Consider the following 20,335-nt stretch of genomic DNA (forward strand, 5'->3'; position numbering starts at 1 on the left):
TTGGCTTTAGGCGGGCCTTCAGCCTAAAATCAGGCAAATCCGGCGGAGATTGGACCAGGTGTGACCCAGACGAATGAAGATGCAGGGGCCGAAAGCCCCGTGATACCCGAAGACCGCACCTTGCTGCTGGTGGACGACGACGTGCCGTTTCTCACGCGGCTCGCCCGCGCCATGGAAGGCCGTGGTTTCGAGGTGATGACCGCGAACACGGTAAAGGACGGCAAGGAGCTTGCGCGCTTGAAGAAGCCGGGCTTCGCGGTGGTTGATATGCGGCTCGAAGACGGTAACGGGCTTGATGTCGTGGCCACGCTTGAGGAGTCGCGGCCCGACGCCCGCATCGTCGTGCTGACAGGCTATGGCAATATCGCGACCGCGGTGACGGCGGTTAAGCTCGGCGCCGTCGATTATCTCGCGAAGCCCTCGGATGCCGACGCCATCGAAGCCGCTCTCCTCGCAACCGGAGGGGACAAGGCCAATCCGCCTGAAAATCCGATGTCGGCGGACCGTGTACGTTGGGAACACATCCAGCGCGTTTATGAACTCTGCGATCGCAACGTCTCCGAGACAGCGCGGCGTCTCAACATGCATCGCCGGACCTTGCAACGCATTCTCGCCAAACGCGCGCCCAAGTAGCGCCCCCAAGTAGCGCTTTCAAGTAGCGCTCTCAAGTAGCGCTCTCAAGTAGCGCGCCCCTCAAGCAGCGTCCGCTCAGGCGGTCACATCTTGCGGGCGAGGGCGAAGCTGTTGTGGCTTTCGCCTTTCGCGCGGAACGCGGCATCGAGCGTCAGCACCATCTCGAAAACCCAGCCGTCCTCCGGCGTCATCTTCGGATAGATGCCGCGAAGCGCGTGCGGAAAGATGGCACCGCCGAGCGCCTTTATTTCAGCATCCGGGAAAAGCGATTTCAGCGCGGGCAGGATCGCAGCGCTATCGGCTGCTTCGGATGGATCGCGCTCGATCATCTCTTCCACCGTCAGACGTTTGATGTTCGGGTTTGACGGACGCAGGTGGGGCGGAAGTGCGGAACGAAAGCGCCGGAGGCAGTCGAGCATTTCGTCGCTCCACTGCCAGTGTGTCGGGCCCGTATATTCATGAATCATCAGAAGGCCGCCCGGCTTCAGAACATCGCGGCTCCATTCGAGGGCTGCGCGCGTATCCATCATGTGATGGAGAGACGAGGACCAGTAAACGAGGTCGTATGTATTGTGCGGCGTGGTCGCGAAGGCATCGTCGAGAATGAACCGGGCATGTCCGTCGAGGCCCTTTTCAGCGTAGCGCGCTTCCGCGAGCTTGAGGCGCTGATCCGAAAGATCGAACAGATCGAAATGCTGGACCGTACCGGATTTAAGCAGCGCCTGCTCCTTGGTGGCTCCCCCGCAGCCCACGGACACCGCTCGCGCGAACGGCCCGAGCTCCTGGAGACGTTTGTGCGTTCCCCGGGAGATGGCGGGAAGCGGCTCTCCGCAGATTTCGAGATTCATGTAGCCGCAATATTGCGGAATTTCCCACCAGCTTGTGCCCTTGGTCCTCTTCTTGGCCTGAGCATTCCACTTCTCGGTGATGCGCTGCTTGTTGCCGAGCATTTTCCCGGTGTCCTCGTTTTCAGATCTGGCCTCACCCTAGCATGACGCCCCGCCATGTCGTCCGCGCTCCGGCAATTATTCCGGTTCGAGAAACCGGTGTACTCGCCGCGCCGAAACACGGGCGGCATGCAGCGTGAGCTTCTTGCGCCGCGCTGGCGCAAGCGTCGTCACCGGGCCCTCGCGTAATATTTCCGCGCCGTAGCGGTCCGCGATGACGAGTCCGGTTTCCTCGGGGATCACCTCGCGCGGAAACTCGGGCGGCACGGCAAAATAGAAGCGGTCGCAGAAGTCGAGATATTCCTCCCACTTGGAATCCGTCTTGTAGTCCGTGAGGCTCGACTTGATTTCGATAACGATGATCTCGCCCTTGGGGCCGAGCGCCAGAATGTCGACGCGCCGCCCGGTGGCAAGCGTGAGCTCCGTCACCGGCGCATATCCCATCTGCGCGAGAAGGCGGCAGACACCTCGCTGCACGCTTGCCGCGGTTGCGGATTGCCGTCCGTCGAAGAGACGAAATTCATCCATCTCCATGTCGGGCATTGCGGGAAGCTCGTCCTTCGTCATTGCCGAACCTGGCTTTCGATGCCCGCCTGCCGCAACGCTTCGTCGAGAAAGCTGACCCGGCGCATCGCCTCGCGCGGATGGCCGCTATTGCTGCCGATTGCAAGCGAACAAGCGGCATTGACGGCAACGCCCATGCGAAAACGCTGCATGTCGATCGCGTGGCCGGAGACGGCGGCATAGGAGCGGAAGATCGCATCGCGCAGCGGGCCCGGATTGTCGAAATGCCGGAAATCTTCCTCCGGCAGACCGACGCCTGCTTCCGCGAAATCGAGGAAGGCGGGTCTCTCGCCGCGCGCCGTGAGCATGTTCGAGAAATTCAGGTCGCCGTGAAGAACGATGCGTGCTCCTTCTTCGGTTTCCCACATTTCCTTCAGCCGCTGTAGCCGCTCGCGCTGGTCGGGCGCGCTGATGCGCGCCAGCGCCTCGTCGATGCTGCGGATGCTCGGATTGCCGAGTTTCGTTGCGTTGTCCGCAAGCCTTGCACCTTCTTCGTGAAACCATGCGATGGCCGCGCCGATCTCTTCGCCGAGTCTTTCGCGCTCATCCATCTTGAGGATGTAAAGTCCGCCTTCATCTGCGGGCTTGCCCGCGAGCTTTTCGAGCCTGAGCCAGCCGGCGAGCGGCGGTCCTGAAAAGCCATAGGCATTTTCGAAACGCCCCGAGCCCAGCAGACGGGGCAGGCGGAAGCGCGTACTTTTCAGCGAGCCGAGAAGGGTGAGGGCGGAGGCTTCGCGGTAATGCTTGCTTTCGCCCGTGCCGAGCCCGCCATTGCGGCGTATGAGCTTCAGCACCGTGCCGTCGCCGAGATCGTGAACGCTTCCCCAGACGCCCTCACCAAGAAGCGGCCAGGGGCCCGCCGGCAGGTCCGGTATGTCGTCCGAAAGCGTTTCGTGAATTTCCGTCATGGGTCCGCACTCTAGCAGGCAGGCGCGTCATGCCGCCAAAAAAAGGGTGACCCGCAGGCCACCCCCAAAGACACGGAAAACCGGTGGCCCGCAGGCCACCCCCAAAGACACGAAAAAAGGGTGGCCCGAAGGCCACCCTGAGTGATTCCCTCTGGAGAGGACCCTTCGGGAAATTACTCCGCCGCCGCGCTATGCATCGGGTTCTTCTTGTTGGCGAAGTTGACCGTCTTCAGGAATTCGATGCCCTGCTCGGCGATGTCGTCGCCGACCATGCGGTCGTCTTCATTCTTGAGCTCTTCCATGTCGACATAGGTTGCATAGAAGGCGCGGGTGCGATCGGTAATGATGCCGGCCTTGAGCAGCGTCTTGACGAGCACACGGAAGACGTTGGCCGCATCCTTCATGCCTTCGCGCCGGTCTTCGTCGGTCACGGCTTCCAGCATCTCGGCCTGGACCTCGCGCCAGTCGAGGCCGAAATCGGCATAGATGAGTTTCTTCTGTTCAGGGTTCACGAGGTTGAAGAGCAGCGTCTGGAAAACGGCGGCGGCCCAGTCCTCGATGATGTCGCGCTCTTCGGGCGCGAGTTTCGGGATCGTACGGTCGGCCCAGATCTTGCCGAACTTGTGATGGAAGGCTTCATCCGTCATGGCGAGCTGGCAAAGCTTCACGAGAAGCGGGTCGCGCGCCGTGTTGAAGAAGGTCGCAAAGGTGCCCATCGCAAGCCCTTCGACGAGAAGCTGCATGCCGACGATCTTCTTGTAGACCTCTTTCGCGTTGACCATCTCGGAGAGAAGATTCGCAAGCGTCTCGCCGCAAGGCAGCGGCTTGCCGAAGCGCGACTGCACATATTTCGCGAAGGCCGTCACATGGCGGGCCTCTTCGCGCGCCTGGTTTGCGGCATATTCCTGTGCGCCCGGATCGAGCAGGATGTGGCAGAGCGAGGCCGAAAGGTTCAGCGCACCTTGTTCGCCGTGCAGGATCGCCGACATCATCCAGCGCGCCGTCTCGTTCACGAAGCGGATTTTCTCTTTCTCCGGCAGCTTCTCGAAGCAGGCGAGACGAAGTTCCGGCACGAGCTCCGGGTCGATCATCATTTCGTTTTCGCTGTCGAAGGGTTCGGTGAAGTCGATGTAGCGCTTGTCGAGCGGATCCCAGAAATGGTCATGGGTCGCAGAGATGATCTTGTCGAAGGCGGAGGAGCGGCGGTTGTAGCGCTCCGTGTTCATCATCGCCTGAAAATCGTCCGGCGAGACGGCGTCATAGGCGTTGTCCTTGGTGATCTGGCGCGTTTCGGTCATTTTCTTCTCCACTGTCATCGAGCGTTTTCCCGCGAAAGCCCGGCCAATTTCCCGTACTCGTAATGTGGGTATTTGTGCGCTGCACAAGCAATCCAAAAATGACGCCTGCGTCATTTTTGCGCAGAGACGCCGCCGCCGCCCGGTACGGCGCCTCGACTCGACAAACAGAGCCCCGTTCGGTATTTCTCGCGGCCCTTCCGCCCCCGAAGCTCCCCCGAAAGTCTGGGGAAGCGCCTCGGATTTCCTCAAATGTATTGCTGTGGCGGGTGCTGCGGAGCAGTGCCCGGCCAGACGGATACGAGGTGACAGATGTTCATCGGTCTCGACTTCGGAACGACCAACAGCGCGCTCGCGGTCGCCTCGCCGGATGGCCCGTCCCGGCTCGTGCCGGTCCGTCATGCGGCCGAAACGCTCCCGACCTTCCGCTCAATCCTCTATTTCGATGATGAAGAGCGCGATGCGAACGGGCGTCCGCACGCCTTTGCCGGACCGGCGGCGATGGACGCCTATCTGGAGCGCGGCGCCGAGGGCCGGTTGATCCAGTCGGTGAAGTCCTATCTCGCCAATCCGAATTTCACCTCGACCACCATCTTCAACAGCCGCTTCACGCTCGAAAACCTGATCGGCTTCGTGGTGGCGCGGCTGATCGATGCAACCGCGCAGGCAGGCGAGCTGACAGAACGCATGGCCTCCGGTCCCGTCGTCGTCGGCCGCCCCGCGCGTTTCGTGCGCAACAGTCTGGGAACACCCGACAGCGAGCATGACGAGCTCGCCGTCTCGCGTCTGCGCGAAGCGCTGCACGGGATACGCATCCCCGATGTGCATTTCGAGTTCGAGCCCGTCGCGGCGGCCCATGCCTATGAGGCCTCGCTCGATCGTGACGAACTCGTGCTGATCGGCGACTTCGGCGGCGGTACCTCGGACTTCTGCCTGCTCCATGTCGGACCCGGCCTGCGCAAGCTGAAAGAGCGCGGCGAAACCATTGTCGGCGTGTCGGGCGTTGGCCTGGCGGGCGATGCATTCGATGCGCGCCTGATCGAGCATTGTGTGGCGCCCCGCCTCGGCAAGGGCACGAATTACAAGAGCGGCTCGAAGGTGCTTCCCGTTCCCTCCTGGCCCTACGACACGATGCGCCGATGGCACGAGTTGAGCCTCATCAATACGCGCAAGACCCGGCGCATGCTTGAAGAGATCGCCCGCACAGCCGAAGCGGCCAATGAAGTCGAGGCCTTGCTGACGCTCATCGAGGAGGAGCGGGGCTTTGCGCTTTACCGGGCAGTGGAGGCGGCGAAACTCGGTCTTTCCGGCGCGGAAGAGACGCAGCTTCGCTTCGGCCTTGGGCCCGTCGAAATCGACGCAAAAGTGACGCGCGCCGAATTCGAGCAGTGGATCGCCCCGGAGTTGGCCGAGATTTCCGCCTGTGTGGACAAGCTGCTGGAAGAAACGGGTACGTCGCCCGAAAAAGTCGACCGGGTTTTTCTCACCGGCGGCTCTTCCTTTATTCCCGCCGTGCGCAACATCTTTGCGGCCCGTTTCGGCGCGGAAAAGCTCGCGGGCGGCGGGGAGCTTACCTCGGTTGCCACAGGGCTGGCCCTCTCGGCCCGCCAGCGTTTCGGCGGTTGATCTCCGCTGACCGGGATACGCAAGGTCAATTTGCCGCAAAAAAATGACGCACCCGTCATTTTCAAACCTCTTATCTGCTGCTAAGCTTGATCACATAAAAATGACGCGACCGTCACTTTACGTATGACAGGTCCGCACTTTCCGTTATGCTTGACGCAGCGGAATATCAAACGCCGGAACATCCCGGAGGAGGAAACCCCATGAGCGACGCAGCGGTAAAATACGAAACCGACGAAGCGCGCGACACAGCCTATTCGATCCCGCTTGCGGAGATCGATGTCGCCGATCCGCTTCTTTTCAAGAACAACTCCATGTGGCCCTATTTCGAGCGCCTCCGCGCGGAAGCGCCGGTCCACTACTGCACCACCAATGAAGATGTCGGGCCCTACTGGTCGGTGACGCGCTACAAGGACATCATGGCGGTGGATACGAACCACCAGGTCTTCTCCTCGGAAGGCGGCATCACGCTGCGCGACCAGGACGAGGACTTCCAGCTTCCGATGTTCATCGCGATGGACCCGCCCAAGCATGACGACCAGCGCAAGACCGTGAGCCCCATCGTGGCGCCTGCGAACCTTGCCAAGCTCGAAAGCACGATCCGCGAACGCGCGGGCAACATTCTCGACAGCCTGCCCGAAGGCCAGCCCTTCAACTGGGTCGACAGGGTGTCGATCGAACTGACGACGCAGATGCTCGCGACACTGTTCGATTTCCCCTTCGAGGATCGCCGCAAGCTGACGCGCTGGTCGGACGTGGCGACGGCCGCACCCATGGAAGGCGGCATCATCGAAACGGAAGAACAGCGCCGCGCTGAACTTCTCGAATGCGCCGACTACTTCCTCGGTCTCTGGAACGAGCGTGTGAATGCGCGCGAGCCGGGCAACGATCTCATCTCCATGCTCGCGCATGGCGAGTCGACGCGGAACATGGACAAGATGGAGTATCTTGGAAACCTGATCCTCCTGATCGTCGGCGGCAACGACACGACCCGCAACTCGATCTCGGGCGGTCTTCTCGCGCTCAACCAGTTCCCGGGGGAATACAAGAAGCTTCAGGCAAACCACGCGGTCATCCCGAACATGGTGGCGGAGATCATCCGCTGGCAGACGCCGCTCGCTTACATGCGCCGTACCGCGCTCGAGGATACGGAAATCTCCGGCACGAAGATCGCCAAGGGCGACAAGGTTGCCATGTGGTACGTCTCTGGCAATCGCGACGAAACCGTGATCGAGAACCCGAACGAACTCGTGATCGATCGCGAGCGCGCGCGTCAGCATCTTTCCTTCGGTTTCGGTATCCACCGCTGCGTGGGTAACCGTCTCGCCGAGATGCAGCTTCGCATCATCTGGGAAGAGATCATGAAGCGCTGGCCCGACAAGCAGATCAAGGTTCTGGCCGAGCCGCGCCGCGTCCATTCGAGCTTCGTGAAGGGCTACGAGGAACTGATGGTCGAGCTGCCCAAGCGTTCACATTGATGCGCTCGCACTAAGCGGACCACAGATTGTCAAATCAAGGCCGGGTGCATTGCATCCGGCCTTTTTTCTGTGTTGCAGAAAACAAAAAAGGCGGCTCCGTCAGGAGCCGCCCGATTATTCGCCGGCGGGGTGAGAGAACGCCCGGCCTTTGCGTCTTGCTGCTTACTCGGCAGCCGAGACGGTGACTTCCTTCAGCGCGTCGACATTGGCGCCGAAATTGATCTTCTGGAGATAGCGAATGCCGTCCTCGGCAATGTCGTCGCCGATCATGTGGTCGCCTTCGCTCTTCAGCTCGTCCATGTTCACATAGGTGGCATAGAAGGCCTTGGTGCGGTCGGTGATGATACCGGCCTTGAGAAGCGTCTTGATCAGGACACGGAAAATGTTCGTGCCTTCCTTCATGCTTTCGCGGCGGTCGTCATCGCCAAAGGCTTCGAGCATCTCAAGCTGGACCTGCTGCCAGTCGAGACCGAACTCGCCATAGAGCGCCTGCTTCTGTTCCGGGTTCACGAGGTTGAACAGCAGCGTCTGGAAGCACTCGGCCGCCCAGTCTTCGATGATGTTCTGCTCTTCTTCCGAAAGGTTCGGGATCGTGCGGTCGGCCCAGATCTTGCCGAACTTGTGATGGAATGCCTCGTCCGTCATCACGAGCTGCATCAGCTTGACCATCAGCGGATCGTTCGACTTTGCGTAGAAGGTGGCGAAGGCGCCCATGGCGAGGCCCTCGACCAGCATCTGCATGCCGACGATCTTCTTGTAGACTTCCTTGGCATTCACGATGTCGGTGAGAAGGCCGCCAAGCGTGCCGCCAACGGCAAGCGGCTTGCCCCAGCGGGCCTTGATGTAGCGCGAGAAGCCGGTGACGTGACGCGCTTCTTCGCGGGTCTGGTTCGCGGCATATTCCTGCGCGCCCGGATCCTTCAGGATGTGGCAGAGCGAGGCGGAAAGCGCCAGCGCGCCGGCTTCGCCATGCAGGATCGAGGAAAGCATCCAGCGCGCGCTTTCATTGGCGAAGCGGATGCGCTGCTTTTCCGTGAGCTTCTCGAAGCAGGGAAGCTTGAGTTCCGGCACCAGCTCTTCAGGCATCAGCATCTGGTTTTCCAGATCGAAGGGCTCGGTGAAGTCGATGTACTTCGTGTCCAGCGGATCCCAGAAATGGTCATGGGTCGCGGAGATGATCTTGTCGAAGGCGGTGGAGCGCGCATTGTAGCGATCCGGCTCCATCATCGCGGGAAAGTCATCCGGGGCGACGGCATCATAGGCGTCGTCTTTGGTGATCTGCCGAACTTCGTTCATCGGGTCCTCCAGAGGGGGGCGGCATGCCGCCGGAAATAGGGGGAGCGCCAGCTTTTTCGGGCTTTCACCCTGCCGGTCTGTCTCGTTGAAAGCAGAATAGGAAACGCCGCCGCGGGGTCAAGGAGAAAATGACGGGGGCGTCAACTTTGTGAAGATGTGTTAACCAAATCGGCGAAATGCGCGGAACTTCGCGGATTCGTACTACGCAACTGTTACAAATTGCCGCCGCGTGTGGTAATTATTGAATATGGGACGACCGGTTCGGCCGGGAGCGCGGGGAAGCGGCGCTGCCGGAAAAATGAGAGACTGGCGTCTTGGGAGGGGGCAAAAACCCCGATCTGAAAATTGGGCAAAGAGCCGCAAAGGCTTGCCCGCATGAATCGGGGATAGGCGGCAAGTCCGCTCCCGTCGTCCCGACGGTCCTGTCCTCCGGAATATATCGAGGCCGCACCGGCCGCACAGGAAGGCGAGCCCTTCGAGGCTCCTCCTGTCTCCGGCAAGGCCTGCGAAGTGCAACGCTGCCGTTTGTCCCCGCGAGGGAAGCGGCGAGGGAGATGGGTGCTGTCGATGGTAAAGTTGCTCGAAAATATCGTATTCCGCCTTCGCCCGATCATTCTGATAGGGCTTCTCGTCTTTACCTGCATCACCGGCTTTTACGCGTTTCAGTTGCGTATGACGGCCGGCTTCGACAAGCAGCTCCCCGTCGGTCACGAATACATCCAGACCTTCACGGAATATCGTGAGCAGCTCTTCGGGTCGAACCGCATCATCATTGTGCTGGAGCCGAAGCAAGGGGACATCTGGTCCCAGAAGTTCTTCAAAGTCTACAAGAACCTCACGGACGACATTTTCTTCCTGCCCGGCGTGTCCCGCCACACGGTGACATCGCTCTGGACGCCGAACACGCGCTATATCGAAATCACGGAAGACGGCATCAGCGCCGATGACGTGATCTCCGGGCGCGTCACCGCGGACTCCATGACGCAGGCAAACCTTCAGAAAGTTCAGAGCAATGTGATCCGCGGCGGCTTCGTCGGCCGCCTGGTCGCAGACGATTTCGGCTCCGCCATGGTTGTCGCGGAGTTGCAGGATTTCGACCCCTCGACCGGTACGAACCTCGACTATTTCGATCTTGCCGCAAAGCTCGAAGCGCAGATCCGCGAGAAATACGAGACCGACGAATACACCGTCCGCATCATCGGCTTTGCCAAGCTGATCGGTGACATCGCCGACGGCGCGAAAACGGTCGTCATCTTCTTCGCTCTCGCTTTCGTGCTCACGGCGCTGGCGCTTTATCTCTATGCCCGCTCCATCGTGCTCACCGCAGCAACGCTTTTTGCCTCGCTCACCTCGGTGGTCTGGCAGTTCGGCCTGCTCACCTTCCTCGGTTACGGGCTCGACCCGCTTGCCGTTCTCGTGCCTTTCCTGATCTTCGCGATCGGCGTCAGCCACGGCGTGCAGCAGATCAATGTCGTGACGGCGGAAATCGCGGAAGGCGCTGATTCCGAAACGGCGGCGCGCTCCGCCTTCTCGCGGCTCTTCGTGCCCGGCTCCATGGCGCTGGTCACCACACTGGTGAGCTTCGCGACGCTCTATCTCATTCCTGTGCCGATGATCCGCGAACTTTCGATCACGGCATCCATCGGCGTGATCCTCAAGGTCGTCACCAACCTCATCATGCTGCCGCTGCTTGTCAGCTATCTGAGGTTTGGCGAAGACTTCCGTGCGCGCGTGCACAGCTCGCGCGAGTTCCGTCTCAAGATCATGCGGTCGCTGGGCTTCGTCGCAAATCCGAAGATCGCACCTTTCGTCCTCGTTTTCGCGACGGTCCTTTTCGGCATCGCCGTCCACGAAGCAATGAACCGTCACGTCGGTGCGCTTCATGCGGGTGCGCCGGAACTTCGTCCAGATGCGCGCTACAATCTCGACTCGACGGCCATCGCGCATGACTACGCGCTCGGTCTCAATGTGCTGATCGCGGTGGTGGAAACGCCTGCGGACAGTTGCGTGACCTATTCCTATATGAAGTATCTGAACCAGTTCTCCTGGCACATGCAGAACGTGCCGGACGTGACGCTCGTCGCCTCGCTTCCCTTCGCCATCAAGGGTTCCGCGGCGGGCTGGAACGAGGGCAACCTGAAATGGAAGGATATTCCGCGCAACCGGCCGGCACTTGCCCAGGCGGCGAACACTGTGCCGAACTCCAGTTCGCTTTATAACCAGACCTGCACCCTCCTGCCGCACAGCTTCTATCTGCGCGATGCCAGGGCGACGACGATCAAGGCCGCCGTCGATGCCGTGAAGGAATGGCGCAAGGCAAACCCGATGGAGGGCGTGAACATCCGTCTCGCCTCCGGCAATATGGGTGTGCAGGCGGCGGTCAACGAGGAGATCACCGAGACCGAACTGCCGATGATGATGTGGGTCTACGCGGTGATCGTCGCCCTCGTCATGCTCACCTATCGCGACTGGCGCGCGGTCGTTGCCTGTTGCCTCCCGCTCACCTTCGGCACCTTCTTCGGTTACTGGTTCATGGAGGTGCTGCAGATCGGTCTCACCGTGGCGACGCTGCCGGTGATGGTGCTGGCGGTCGGCATCGGCGTCGACTACGCCTACTACATCTACAACCGCGTGCCCTATTACATGGGCGAAGGCCTCAATATCTCGGATGCCTTCCGGCAGTCGCTGCAGGAAGCGGGCATGGCAACCTTCTTCACCGCGCTGACACTCGCCGTTGGTGTGTCCACCTGGGCCTTCTCGGATCTCAAGTTCCAGGCGGATATGGGTCTGCTTCTCGCCTTCATGTTCATGGTCAACATGGTGATGGCGGTCAGCGTCCTGCCAGCACTCGCGGTGACGCTCGACATGATCTTCCCGCGCAAGCGTCCCGTCGCACGTCAGAAGAGCGCACCCGTTCACTGACCGGCGACCGCATCGCAAATCAGGAAAGGCCGCCGGGTGTCACGGCGGCCTTTTCATTTTCAGGGCGTTCAGAGCGGGCTTTCGTTCGCGCGCGGCATGCGTGATACTCCCGGACATCGGAGAAGACATCACATGCGTGCTTTTATTTCCCGTCTGCTCTGGCCTGCGCTTGCCAGTATCTCGCTTGCCGCGATCTATTTCGGCATGGAAGCGGGCCACGGTGTTCTCGTCTTCAATATCGTCTATCTCTCGCTTGCCGCCACGCTCGCCATGCTGGAGCGCGCGCTGCCTCATGAGCGGCAATGGCTGGTAAATGACGGGCAGATCGGGCCCGACCTCGCGCATACGGTGCTGAGCAAGGGCGTGGCCCAGGTCCTTGTCACCGTGATCGTCTTCATGGGGATTGCCGAATGGCTGAAGCCCAACGGCGGCCCGCTCTGGCCGGAGACATGGCCGCTCATCATCCAGGTTGCGCTCGGTCTCGTGATCGTGGAACTCGGACTCTACTGGAAGCACCGCCTCGCGCATGAGTGGCCCTGGTTATGGCGCTTCCACGCCGTGCATCACTCGGTGTCGAGGCTCTGGTTTTTCAACACGGGCCGCTTCCATGTGGTCGATACGGTCACGGGCCTTCTCGTCGGCATCCCCGTGCTGCTGCTGCTTGGCGCACCGCAGCCCGTCCTTCTCATGGTGAGTGCGGTGACCGCCGTCTTTGGCATGCTCACCCATTGCAATATCGAGATGCGCTGCGGCCCGCTCAACTATGTCTTCAACACACCGGAACTTCACCGCTGGCATCACTCGAAGGATCTCTCCGAGGGCAACAGGAACTACGGCGAGAACCTGATGCTCTTCGACATGATCTTCGGCACCTATATCAACCCGCCTCGCCGCCCGCCCGCCGATATCGGCATCGAACATGCCGTGCCGGAAGATTTCGTCGGCCAGCTCAAGCTGCCCTTCACCCGCGCGCCGCTCTAAGCGTTACTCCGGCGTGTAGCGCACCGGCATTTCCTTGATGCCGTAGATGAAGTTCGAGCGCAGCCGCCGGATCGGCCCCGAGGCATGAATGTCGGGGAAGCGCTTGAGCAGTTCCTCGAACAGCACCTTGAGCTGAAGTTCGGCAAGCCGCGAGCCGAGGCAGAAATGCTGGCCCGCGCCGAAGCCGAGCTGCGTCGGGGTCTCGCGTTTCGTGTAGCGCGTAACATCGAAGCGGTAAGGGTCGTCCCACTTCTCCTCGTCGCGGTTCGCGGATGCGTACCACATCACCACCTTGTCGCCCTTTTTGATCTTCTGTCCGCCAAGCTCCGTGTCCTCTGTCGCGGTCCGGCGCATATGCAGAACGGGGCTCACCCAACGCACGATTTCCTGCACCGCGCTCGGAATGAGCGAAGGATCGTCGATGAGTTTCTGCCGTTCTTCCGGGTTTTCAGACAGCGCCAGCAGCCCGCCGGAAATCGAGTTGCGTGTCGTCTCGTTTCCCGCCACGACGAGCAGGATGAAAGTGCCGACATAGGTCGGAAATGTCATTGCCTCGCCGCCCGGCTTCGAATGCGCGAGCATCGAGATCAGGTCTTCGCCCGGCGCCTCCAGCCGCTGCTGCCAGAGCCCGGCCGCATAGGCCGCCATCTCTGCGATACATTGCTGCATATATTCGTCGGAGACGCGAAGTTCCGGGTCGTCTTCACCGACCGTCGCATTCGACCATTCGAAGAGCTTCGGCCCGTCGCTCTCCGGCACGCCGAAAAGTTCCGCCAGTACCTCGATCGGAAGTGAGGCGGCAACGGCGGAAATGAACTCCGCCTCGCCCGTCTTCGGCAGCTTGTCGAGAAGCCGCGTCACTCGCGCGCGAATACGCTCTTCCATGTTGGAGATGCGGCGCGGCACGAAGCCCGGCGTCACCATGCGCCGGTAGCCTGCATGTTCCGGCGGGTCCATCGAGATCATGCTCGCGTCGGTGTCGTTCCCGCCGATATCGTTCTCGTTGAAGATGCGGTGGCCGCCATTGTTCTTCGCCGAGGAAAAGAGCTTCGGGTTTTTCGAGATCGCCTCGATGTCGTCATAGCGCGTGACCGACCAGAAGCCCGTGCTGTCGGCTTCCGGGTTCCAGTAGACGGGTTCTTCCGCGCGCAAGCGGCGGAACACCTCGTGATGCTCCTCGCGCATATAGAGATCGGGATCTTTCAGATCGGGCTTGCCGCCAAGATCGATTGCCTGTGCCTGTGGCCTGAGCATCGAACATCCTCCCCATGTTCTTTTTCTTTGGAGAGAAGCTTAGGCCTCTTCGGCGCGCCTTCTCAAGCTCAGGAAACGGGAAATCCCACCGCCGCTTCGAGTTCCTTCAGCGCCTGTTCCGGCGAGACGACCTTGATCGTCGTCATGCCGAGCGCTTTCGCGGGCTTCAGGTTGATGCCGAGATCGTCGAGATAGACGGATGACGCAGCGGAAACGCCGAGCGCCTCGCAGGCCATCTGATAGATGCGCGGATCGGGTTTGCGGATGCCGGCCTTGGAGCTTTCGATCACATGATCGAAGAGCGACATGACTTCCGCCACTGCCGCCGCCTTCTCGCTGGTGCGCGCCATCCCTGCGCCTTCGCCCGCCGAGACATTATTGGTGATGCAGCCGACCTTCGCGCGTTCCTTGCAGCGTTTCAGCGCGGTTACCATTTCCGGGCGGATGTCGCCGGAGAGCAGCGCGATGATGTCGCGGCCGGGAATGCGGCAGCCCTTCGCCTCGGACTCTGCCGCGAAGAGACGGTCGAAATCGTCGAGCGAACATTCGTTGCGCTCGAACAGCGCCCAGGCATTCGTGTCGGGATTGGTCGCGTTGATGCCGCGAATGAAATCCTTCGCGAGACCTTTTTCCGCTTCATAGCGATTGAATGCCTCGAAGGGGCTCGACGTCAGCACGCCGCCGAAATCCCAGATCACTGCCTCGACCATGTCATTTCCTCACCGGTTTCATTTGGCGCGAACCTACACGGCGGATAACAGGCGGCCAACAAAAACGGGACGCCTGAAAGGCGTCCCGCTGTTTCTTGTCTTGCCGCCGCCGGCCTGCGCCTCAGCGCGATTTGACGAGGCAGTCCTGACCGGCAGCCTTGAGGCTCGAACAGGCCGATTGCGCCGCCGCCTTGGTCTCGAAGCCCGCCGCGCGAATGCGGTAGAAGGTGCCCTTGTCGCCAAGATCCGCCTTCTCGATGTCGAGCGCATGACCGCCGAGCACCGAGGGGTGCTTCTTCTGCAGCGAGGCCCAGGCGGTTTGCGCCGCCCCTTCCTCGCGCAGCGCCATGATCTGCACCACGTAAGCGCCGCCGCTGGCAGCCGCAGGAGCCGTCGCCGCCGGTTCTTCCGCCTTCGACTGTGCTGGCGACTGTGCTGGCGGCTGTGCTGTCGACTGTGCTTCCGGCTGGGCGGCAGGCGGCGCAATCGATGTCGGTGCGCCGGCACTTTCCCCCGAGCTTTCTGTAGCGCTTTCTGCGGCAGCCTTCGTTTCGGCAGGTGTCGCTTCCGGTTCCGGCGCTGCGGGTTCGGCACTGGCGCGAAGCTCCGGCGTTTCCGTGGGCGCGTCCGGCGCCTCGCCGGGAACGGCCGCTTCGGGATTTGCATCTTCGCTCGCCACAGGCGTCTGTGCCGCCGGGGCTTCCGCCACCTGCTGTTGCGCAGGCGCTTCGTCGGGCATCGCCGTCACATCCGGCGAAACGGGCGCCACACCCGAGCCGCCATCGTTCAGCGACAGCGCGATCACGACGCCGCCCAGCAGCGCAAGGCCCACAAAGGCGCCTGCGATCAGCCTTGTGCGGCTGCCGCTGTCTTCTTCTTCCGGGGTGTAGATGATTTCCGGTTCCGGCGGCTGTGGCCGTTCGTCCTCGTCCGCTGCGTGCATCTCTGGCCTCTCCGTGGCGGGGCTGCCATAGAGCCCCGGGGAAGGACCTTCATTTACACCGATTCCGCTCAAATTCGGCTGCCTTCCGGGCGCAATCGTAACGCGCGAAACCGGATCGACCGAAGAAGGTCCAGCTTCACCCTTGCGCGCAAGCAGGTCGCTCGTCAATGAGGCAGGCTTCTTGGCCATCAGGCGGCGCCCCTGAGAAGACCCTCGGCCTTGCCGCTGGAGGCGGCGCTGGCAACGAAGGAACCCGAGGTAAGCGGCGAGGTTTCGCGCCCCTTGAGCCGGTCGTTGAGGAAACTCCAGAGTTCGGCGATTTCCTCCGGCGATTTGGTCGATGAGCCGATTTCCATGACGGTTCGCCCGTCGATCATGCTCGCGGCGAAATCGATTCGCTGGTGGAGGATCGACGGCGCAACGGGGCCGTGGTGTGAGAGAGCGATAACGGCCTCCGTGGTGATGCGGGCGCGGGGTGCCGCGCCATTGACGGCGAAGACCAGCGGCTTGCCGACTTCCTCGCAGAGCCGGACCGTGGCGCCTGCCGCGCGCAGGTCATGCGGGCTTGGCCGGGTCGGAATGACGATGAGGTCCGCCTGGCCGATGACATGGCCGATGGTGGACGTGATGGCGGGCGGCGTGTCGATGATGACGAGGTTGACGCCGCCATCCTTGAGCCGCGCCAGATCCGCCTCAAGCCCGTCTTCCGAGGCGCTCACAAAGAAGGGGCGCTCGGCTTCGCGCGCGTTCCACCACTGTGAGAGAGACCCCTGCGGGTCGGTGTCGATCAGGGCGACGGGCCCGGCGCCCTGCCTCTCGGCCTCGACGGCAATATGACCCGCAAGCGTGGTCTTGCCGGAGCCACCCTTCTGCGACGCGAACGCGATGACGTGCATGGCTTAATCCCGATAACCGGCCGCGCGCGATTCCTTCGCTTGCGGCATTCCAGAAAAGGACGCGCCGGCCACAATTCAGGTCACAATCCGGGGAAGAGCTTCCGCGCCCCCCGCGACCCGCCGGCATGTGCGTGATCGATATCGAAAAGGCCGAATCAGCCCCCGCTGCGAGAGTAATGTGTGACCCATTTTGGCTCAACATATGCGCGCGAAAAATGCCGCCACTACCAGAAAATGTGTTGATGGAGACACATGGCGGGGGCGAGGCGCCTCAATTGCCTGCCATCTCTGCCGTGATTTTCACCATTGCGCCTGTTAGCCGGGCAAGGTCTTGCGGCCCGATGACGAGCGGCGGGGTCGTATAGACGATATTGCCGAAGGGCCGGATCCAGACCCCTTCCTCCACGAAGCGGCGCTTGATCGCGTTCATGTCGCCGATCGCGTCGAGTTCGATCACGCCGATGGCGCCCATCACGCGCACATCCTTCACGCCGGGCAGTTCCCGCGCCGGTTCGAGTTCGCGTTTGAGCTGCGCCGAGATCGCGGCCACCTGGTCGAGGCGCGGTTCGCGCTCGAAAAGGTCGAGCGATGCATTGGCCGCCGCGCAGGCGAGCGGATTGCCCGTATAGGTCGGCCCGTGCATCAGTGCCTTGCCTGCCTCTTCGCCGAGAAAGGCCTCGAAGACGCGCGCCGTGGCGATCGTCGCGGCGAGCGCCATCGTGCCGCCCGTCAGCGCCTTCGAGAGCGTCACGATATCGGGCACGATCCCCGCCTGCTCGCAGGCAAACATGGAGCCGGTGCGCCCGAAGCCGGTGAAGATCTCGTCGAGGATCAGCAGCACGCCATGCTTGTCGCAAAGCGCGCGCAGGGTTTTCAGCGTCTCCGGTGTGTGAAAGCGCATGCCCCCCGCGCCCTGCACCAGCGGCTCGGTCACGACGGCGGCCACTTCATGGGCGTGCTCGCCGAGAAAGGCGTCGAGTGCTGCGGTCTTTTGCGCATCGCTTGGCAGTTCGCAGATGAATTGTTCGGCAATCGCGCCCTTGAAGAGCGTGTGCATGCCTTCGTCCGGGTCGCAGACCGACATGGTCGCGAGCGTGTCGCCGTGATAGCCGCCCTTGAAACTGACGAAGCGCGTACGGCCTCTTTTCCCGTTATTGATGCCGTATTGCACGGCGATCTTCATCGCGATCTCGACCGAGACCGAGCCCGACTCCGAAAAGAACACATGGCCGAGATCGCCCGGCAGCTTTTCCGACAGCCTTGTCGCGAGGCGGCAGGCCGGCTCATGCGCCAGCCCGCCCAGCATCACATGCGGCATCTTTTCAAGCTGGGCCGTCACCGCCGCGCGAATATGCGGATGGTTGTAGCCATGCGCCGCCGTCCACCACGACGAAATCCCGTCAATGAGTTCGCGCCCGTCCGCCAGCGTCAGCCGCACACCGTCCGTCTTCGCGATGGGCAGCGCCATCGGCGTTGTCTGCATCTGCGTATAGGGCAGCCAGAGATGCGGCGCACCTTTGGTCAGCCATTCCGGCGGGTCGTTGATGAGCGGATTGGCGGGCGGAATGGACATGGGGTGTTCCCCTTCTTGCGCTTGTTGGCTTGTGCTGGCCGGGCTTCTTGATGTCTTCTGGTTGTCGCGGATTGTCCTGTTTCACGAGCCCGTGGCAAGGGCCAAAAGCGGCAATTGCACGCGAATATCCCTTGGCATAGGATGCCGCCCGGTGCCGCGAAGGGCGCCGCCGTCCGAGAAAGAGGAACTCACCTTCGCTGACGTGCTGAGACGACGCCTCGCGTTCGCATCACCTTCATTGTTTGCCGTCGCTTCGGACCGACGACAGTCAAACAACAGGAGGAATCCGTGCGAACGGACCCATTTTCTCAGAAACCCATCGACGCCCTTGCCGAATACAAGGTCCGCGCGAGCAAGCTCCTCAAGGACTTCGCGAGCGCCGACAAGCGCCGCGCCTTTCATGCTGCGCATCGCCTTGCCTCGCTCTGGCCGGAGGTGGATGCGAATACATTGCTCGCCGATCCCTCGCGCATCCAGCGCAAGCATGCGCTTGCCGTCATCGCGCGCGAGATGGGCTTCCGCGACTGGCAGCATCTGACTGAAGAGGCGCATGTCGAAATGCCCGCCTTCGACACGACGCGGCTCTTCCCGCCGAGTACCAGCTTCTACCTGAATGCCTGGTTCGCGACCTACGAGGAAGCGCGCGACGCGCTCGGTACGCGCAAGGACCGTTTCCTCTTTCCCTATCGTCATCAGTTCGTCGTCTGCGAGGGCGGTCTGCTGGCAAGCCTCGGCGTCGATGTGAAGGACGAGGACTGGGAAGCGATTGGCCGCGACTGGGCAAAGCCCCGGGATGCCAGGGCGCATTACCGCCTGAACCAGAAACTGGCGCGCATCGTGCCGCCCTTGCCCGAGCGCCCTGCGCCGAAGAGGAAGCCGTCATGAACAGGGAACGCAGAAAACAGCTCGTCAGCGATTACAGGGAACGCAAGGTGGCGCGCGGCATTTTTGCCGTGCGCTGCCATGCGAGCGGGGAAGTCTGGCTCGGTATCGGGCGCAGCCTCGACAATATGCAGAACGGCATCTGGTTCACGCTGCGTCTCGGCACGCATCCCGTAAAGACATTGCAGGCGGCGTGGAATACGCATGGCGAAGAGAGCTTCGTCTATGAAGTCGTGGAAGAGGTCGATGCAAAGGACATGACGCCTTACATGCTGCAATCGCTCCTCAAGGAACGCTTGCAGCACTGGCAATCGGAATGGAACGCCGAAGCGATCCGAATCTGAGCTGGATTACTTCTCTGAAGGACAGCTATGCGCGGGCATGGGCTCTATGCCGAGCTTCGCGAAAAGCTTCTGGTCCTTGTCTTCTTCCGGGTTCTTCGCGGTCAGCAGCTTCTCGCCGACGAAGATCGAGTTCGCGCCCGCAAGAAAGCAGAGCGCCTGCGTTTCTTCCGACATGATCTCGCGGCCCGCCGCGAGGCGCACCACCGATTGCGGCATGGCGATGCGCGCCACCGCGATCATGCGCACGAAGTCGATGGGGTCCACCTTCTCGCTGCGGCCGAGCGGTGTGCCTTCCATCGGCATCAGCATGTTGATCGGCACGCTTTGCGGATGCTCATCGAGATTGGCGAGCGTCATCAGCATGCCGATGCGGTCATCCGCGCTTTCGCCCATGCCGACAATGCCGCCAGAGCATACATTCATGCCCGCATTGCGCACACGCTCCAGCGTGTCGAGCCGGTCCTGATAGGTCCGTGTACTGATGACATTCGGATAATATTCTTCCGACGTATCCACATTGTGGTTGTAATAGTCGAGACCCGTCTGCGCGAGGCGGTGAACCTGCTGGCCGGACAGCATGCCGAGCGTCATGCAGGTTTCCATGCCCATTTCCTTCACGCCCTCGATCATGGCGCAGATCATGTCCATGTCGCGGTCCTTCGGCTCGCGCCAGGCCGCACCCATGCAATAGCGCGTCGCGCCCGCTTCCTTCGCCTTGCGCGCTTCCGCCAGCACCTTCTCGACTTCCATCAGCTTGGAGGCCTTGAGGCCGGTCTCGAATTTGGAGCTCTGGGCGCAATAGCCGCAATCTTCCGGGCAGCCGCCGGTCTTGATCGAGAGCAGCGTCGACATCTGCACTTCATGCGCCTTGAACCAGCGCCGATGGACAAGCTGCGCCTCGAACAGGAGATCGTTGAAAGGCAGGTCGAAAAGCGCCTGCAATTCCTCGCGGCTCCAGTCGTGGCGGATCTCGTCCGGGTTGGTGCGCCGCGCGATTCCCGGCTGCGTTTTGGCGGACTCTTCGATACGGGTCTGGATGCTCATGGGCCGCGGTTCTCTTGCGATAACGACGAAAAGGCTACAATT

At 61.6% G+C, this 20,335-nt stretch carries 18 protein-coding genes; 7 read left to right on the plus strand and 11 right to left on the minus strand.

Translation table 11 applies throughout. The annotated features are described in order from the left end of the window. Nucleotides 1-60: 60 nt before the first annotated feature. On the plus strand, nt 61-633 hold the full coding sequence (locus ABJO61_RS12840; protein ID WP_348328929.1) for an ActR/PrrA/RegA family redox response regulator transcription factor: 573 nt from the start codon (nt 61-63) through the stop codon (nt 631-633). 83 nt (nt 634-716) lie between these two features. Here ABJO61_RS12840 and ABJO61_RS12845 read toward each other — a convergent pair whose 3' ends face one another. The 4 genes from ABJO61_RS12845 to ABJO61_RS12860 form a co-directional block, all read right to left on the minus strand. Further along, nucleotides 717-1,583, minus strand: a complete 867-nt coding sequence (locus tag ABJO61_RS12845) for a class I SAM-dependent methyltransferase (RefSeq protein WP_348328926.1) — start codon at nt 1,581-1,583, stop codon at nt 717-719. Between the two features lie 75 nt (nt 1,584-1,658). Continuing rightward, the gene (locus ABJO61_RS12850; RefSeq protein ID WP_348328923.1) at nt 1,659-2,147 is read right to left on the minus strand and encodes an MmcB family DNA repair protein; all 489 of its coding nucleotides are present in this window, start codon (nt 2,145-2,147) and stop codon (nt 1,659-1,661) included. After that, entirely contained in the window at nt 2,144-3,052 is a 909-nt protein-coding gene (locus ABJO61_RS12855; RefSeq protein ID WP_348328920.1) for a phosphotransferase, read from the minus strand. Before ABJO61_RS12855 ends, ABJO61_RS12850 begins: the two co-directional genes overlap by 4 nt. Nucleotides 3,053-3,225: 173 nt before the next feature. Next, nucleotides 3,226-4,350 carry a ferritin-like domain-containing protein gene (locus tag ABJO61_RS12860; RefSeq protein ID WP_348328917.1) on the minus strand — a complete coding sequence of 375 codons (1,125 nt, stop codon included), beginning with the start codon at nt 4,348-4,350 and terminating at the stop codon, nt 3,226-3,228. 309 nt (nt 4,351-4,659) lie between these two features. Here ABJO61_RS12860 and ABJO61_RS12865 point away from each other — a divergent pair, with 309 nt between their 5' ends. Next, nucleotides 4,660-5,973 carry an Hsp70 family protein gene (locus tag ABJO61_RS12865; RefSeq protein WP_348328913.1) on the plus strand — a complete coding sequence of 438 codons (1,314 nt, stop codon included), beginning with the start codon at nt 4,660-4,662 and terminating at the stop codon, nt 5,971-5,973. Between the two features lie 200 nt (nt 5,974-6,173). Continuing rightward, a complete protein-coding gene (locus ABJO61_RS12870; RefSeq protein ID WP_348328910.1) occupies nt 6,174-7,448 on the plus strand; it encodes a cytochrome P450 in 1,275 nt (424 codons plus the stop codon). Nucleotides 7,449-7,610: 162 nt separating this feature from the next. On the opposite strand, the gene ABJO61_RS12875 is transcribed toward ABJO61_RS12870, so the two are convergent. After that, a complete protein-coding gene (locus ABJO61_RS12875; RefSeq protein ID WP_348328907.1) occupies nt 7,611-8,744 on the minus strand; it encodes a diiron oxygenase in 1,134 nt (377 codons plus the stop codon). A gap of 567 nt (nt 8,745-9,311) precedes the next feature. Here ABJO61_RS12875 and ABJO61_RS12880 point away from each other — a divergent pair. Both ABJO61_RS12880 and ABJO61_RS12885 read left to right on the plus strand, forming a co-directional pair. Further along, a complete protein-coding gene (locus ABJO61_RS12880; RefSeq protein ID WP_348328904.1) occupies nt 9,312-11,666 on the plus strand; it encodes an MMPL family transporter in 2,355 nt (784 codons plus the stop codon). 132 nt (nt 11,667-11,798) lie between these two features. After that, complete coding sequence (locus ABJO61_RS12885) at nt 11,799-12,647, plus strand: sterol desaturase family protein (protein WP_348328901.1); 849 nt, start codon at nt 11,799-11,801, stop codon at nt 12,645-12,647. A gap of 3 nt (nt 12,648-12,650) precedes the next feature. On the opposite strand, the gene ABJO61_RS12890 is transcribed toward ABJO61_RS12885, so the two are convergent. The 5 genes from ABJO61_RS12890 to ABJO61_RS12910 all read right to left on the minus strand — a co-directional run bounded on the left by ABJO61_RS12890 (nt 12,651) and on the right by ABJO61_RS12910 (nt 18,023). Next, on the minus strand, nt 12,651-13,901 hold the full coding sequence (locus ABJO61_RS12890; protein ID WP_348328899.1) for a cytochrome P450: 1,251 nt from the start codon (nt 13,899-13,901) through the stop codon (nt 12,651-12,653). 68 nt (nt 13,902-13,969) lie between these two features. Next, entirely contained in the window at nt 13,970-14,611 is a 642-nt protein-coding gene (locus ABJO61_RS12895) for an HAD-IA family hydrolase (RefSeq protein ID WP_348328896.1), read from the minus strand. Between the two features lie 121 nt (nt 14,612-14,732). Continuing rightward, complete coding sequence (locus ABJO61_RS12900) at nt 14,733-15,743, minus strand: SPOR domain-containing protein (RefSeq protein WP_348328893.1); 1,011 nt, start codon at nt 15,741-15,743, stop codon at nt 14,733-14,735. Beyond that, nucleotides 15,743-16,450: a ParA family protein gene (locus ABJO61_RS12905; protein ID WP_348328890.1), complete on the minus strand. Its 708-nt coding sequence runs from the start codon at nt 16,448-16,450 to the stop codon at nt 15,743-15,745. The genes ABJO61_RS12900 and ABJO61_RS12905 overlap by 1 nt, the downstream gene beginning before the upstream one ends. A 271-nt stretch (nt 16,451-16,721) precedes the next feature. Further along, a complete protein-coding gene (locus ABJO61_RS12910; RefSeq protein WP_348328887.1) occupies nt 16,722-18,023 on the minus strand; it encodes an adenosylmethionine--8-amino-7-oxononanoate transaminase in 1,302 nt (433 codons plus the stop codon). A gap of 288 nt (nt 18,024-18,311) precedes the next feature. Here ABJO61_RS12910 and ABJO61_RS12915 point away from each other — a divergent pair, with 288 nt between their 5' ends. Next, entirely contained in the window at nt 18,312-18,908 is a 597-nt protein-coding gene (locus ABJO61_RS12915; RefSeq protein WP_348328884.1) for a hypothetical protein, read from the plus strand. Next, on the plus strand, nt 18,905-19,249 hold the full coding sequence (locus ABJO61_RS12920; RefSeq protein WP_348328881.1) for a GIY-YIG nuclease family protein: 345 nt from the start codon (nt 18,905-18,907) through the stop codon (nt 19,247-19,249). The genes ABJO61_RS12915 and ABJO61_RS12920 overlap by 4 nt, the downstream gene beginning before the upstream one ends. A gap of 6 nt (nt 19,250-19,255) precedes the next feature. Here the strand turns inward: ABJO61_RS12920 and bioB are convergent, their stop codons facing one another. Further along, nucleotides 19,256-20,293 carry a biotin synthase BioB gene (gene bioB / locus ABJO61_RS12925; RefSeq protein ID WP_348328878.1) on the minus strand — a complete coding sequence of 346 codons (1,038 nt, stop codon included), beginning with the start codon at nt 20,291-20,293 and terminating at the stop codon, nt 19,256-19,258. Nucleotides 20,294-20,335: the final 42 nt, after the last annotated feature.

It is taken from the genome of Parvibaculum sp. (genome assembly GCF_039973015.1).
In the GTDB taxonomy this organism is placed as follows: domain Bacteria; phylum Pseudomonadota; class Alphaproteobacteria; order Parvibaculales; family Parvibaculaceae; genus Parvibaculum.

Coding starts and splice junctions, on each gene's coding strand:
- ABJO61_RS12845 (WP_348328926.1), bottom strand. CDS start 1,583: ATGCTCGGCAACAAGCAGCGCATCACCGAGAAGTGGAATGCTCAGGCC.
- ABJO61_RS12850 (WP_348328923.1), bottom strand. CDS start 2,147: ATGACGAAGGACGAGCTTCCCGCAATGCCCGACATGGAGATGGATGAA.
- ABJO61_RS12855 (WP_348328920.1), bottom strand. CDS start 3,052: ATGACGGAAATTCACGAAACGCTTTCGGACGACATACCGGACCTGCCG.
- ABJO61_RS12860 (WP_348328917.1), bottom strand. CDS start 4,350: ATGACCGAAACGCGCCAGATCACCAAGGACAACGCCTATGACGCCGTC.
- ABJO61_RS12865 (WP_348328913.1), top strand. CDS start 4,660: ATGTTCATCGGTCTCGACTTCGGAACGACCAACAGCGCGCTCGCGGTC.
- ABJO61_RS12870 (WP_348328910.1), top strand. CDS start 6,174: ATGAGCGACGCAGCGGTAAAATACGAAACCGACGAAGCGCGCGACACA.
- ABJO61_RS12875 (WP_348328907.1), bottom strand. CDS start 8,744: ATGAACGAAGTTCGGCAGATCACCAAAGACGACGCCTATGATGCCGTC.
- ABJO61_RS12880 (WP_348328904.1), top strand. CDS start 9,312: ATGGTAAAGTTGCTCGAAAATATCGTATTCCGCCTTCGCCCGATCATT.
- ABJO61_RS12885 (WP_348328901.1), top strand. CDS start 11,799: ATGCGTGCTTTTATTTCCCGTCTGCTCTGGCCTGCGCTTGCCAGTATC.
- ABJO61_RS12890 (WP_348328899.1), bottom strand. CDS start 13,901: ATGCTCAGGCCACAGGCACAGGCAATCGATCTTGGCGGCAAGCCCGAT.
- ABJO61_RS12895 (WP_348328896.1), bottom strand. CDS start 14,611: ATGGTCGAGGCAGTGATCTGGGATTTCGGCGGCGTGCTGACGTCGAGC.
- ABJO61_RS12900 (WP_348328893.1), bottom strand. CDS start 15,743: ATGGCCAAGAAGCCTGCCTCATTGACGAGCGACCTGCTTGCGCGCAAG.
- ABJO61_RS12905 (WP_348328890.1), bottom strand. CDS start 16,450: ATGCACGTCATCGCGTTCGCGTCGCAGAAGGGTGGCTCCGGCAAGACC.
- ABJO61_RS12910 (WP_348328887.1), bottom strand. CDS start 18,023: ATGTCCATTCCGCCCGCCAATCCGCTCATCAACGACCCGCCGGAATGG.
- ABJO61_RS12920 (WP_348328881.1), top strand. CDS start 18,905: ATGAACAGGGAACGCAGAAAACAGCTCGTCAGCGATTACAGGGAACGC.
- bioB (WP_348328878.1), bottom strand. CDS start 20,293: ATGAGCATCCAGACCCGTATCGAAGAGTCCGCCAAAACGCAGCCGGGA.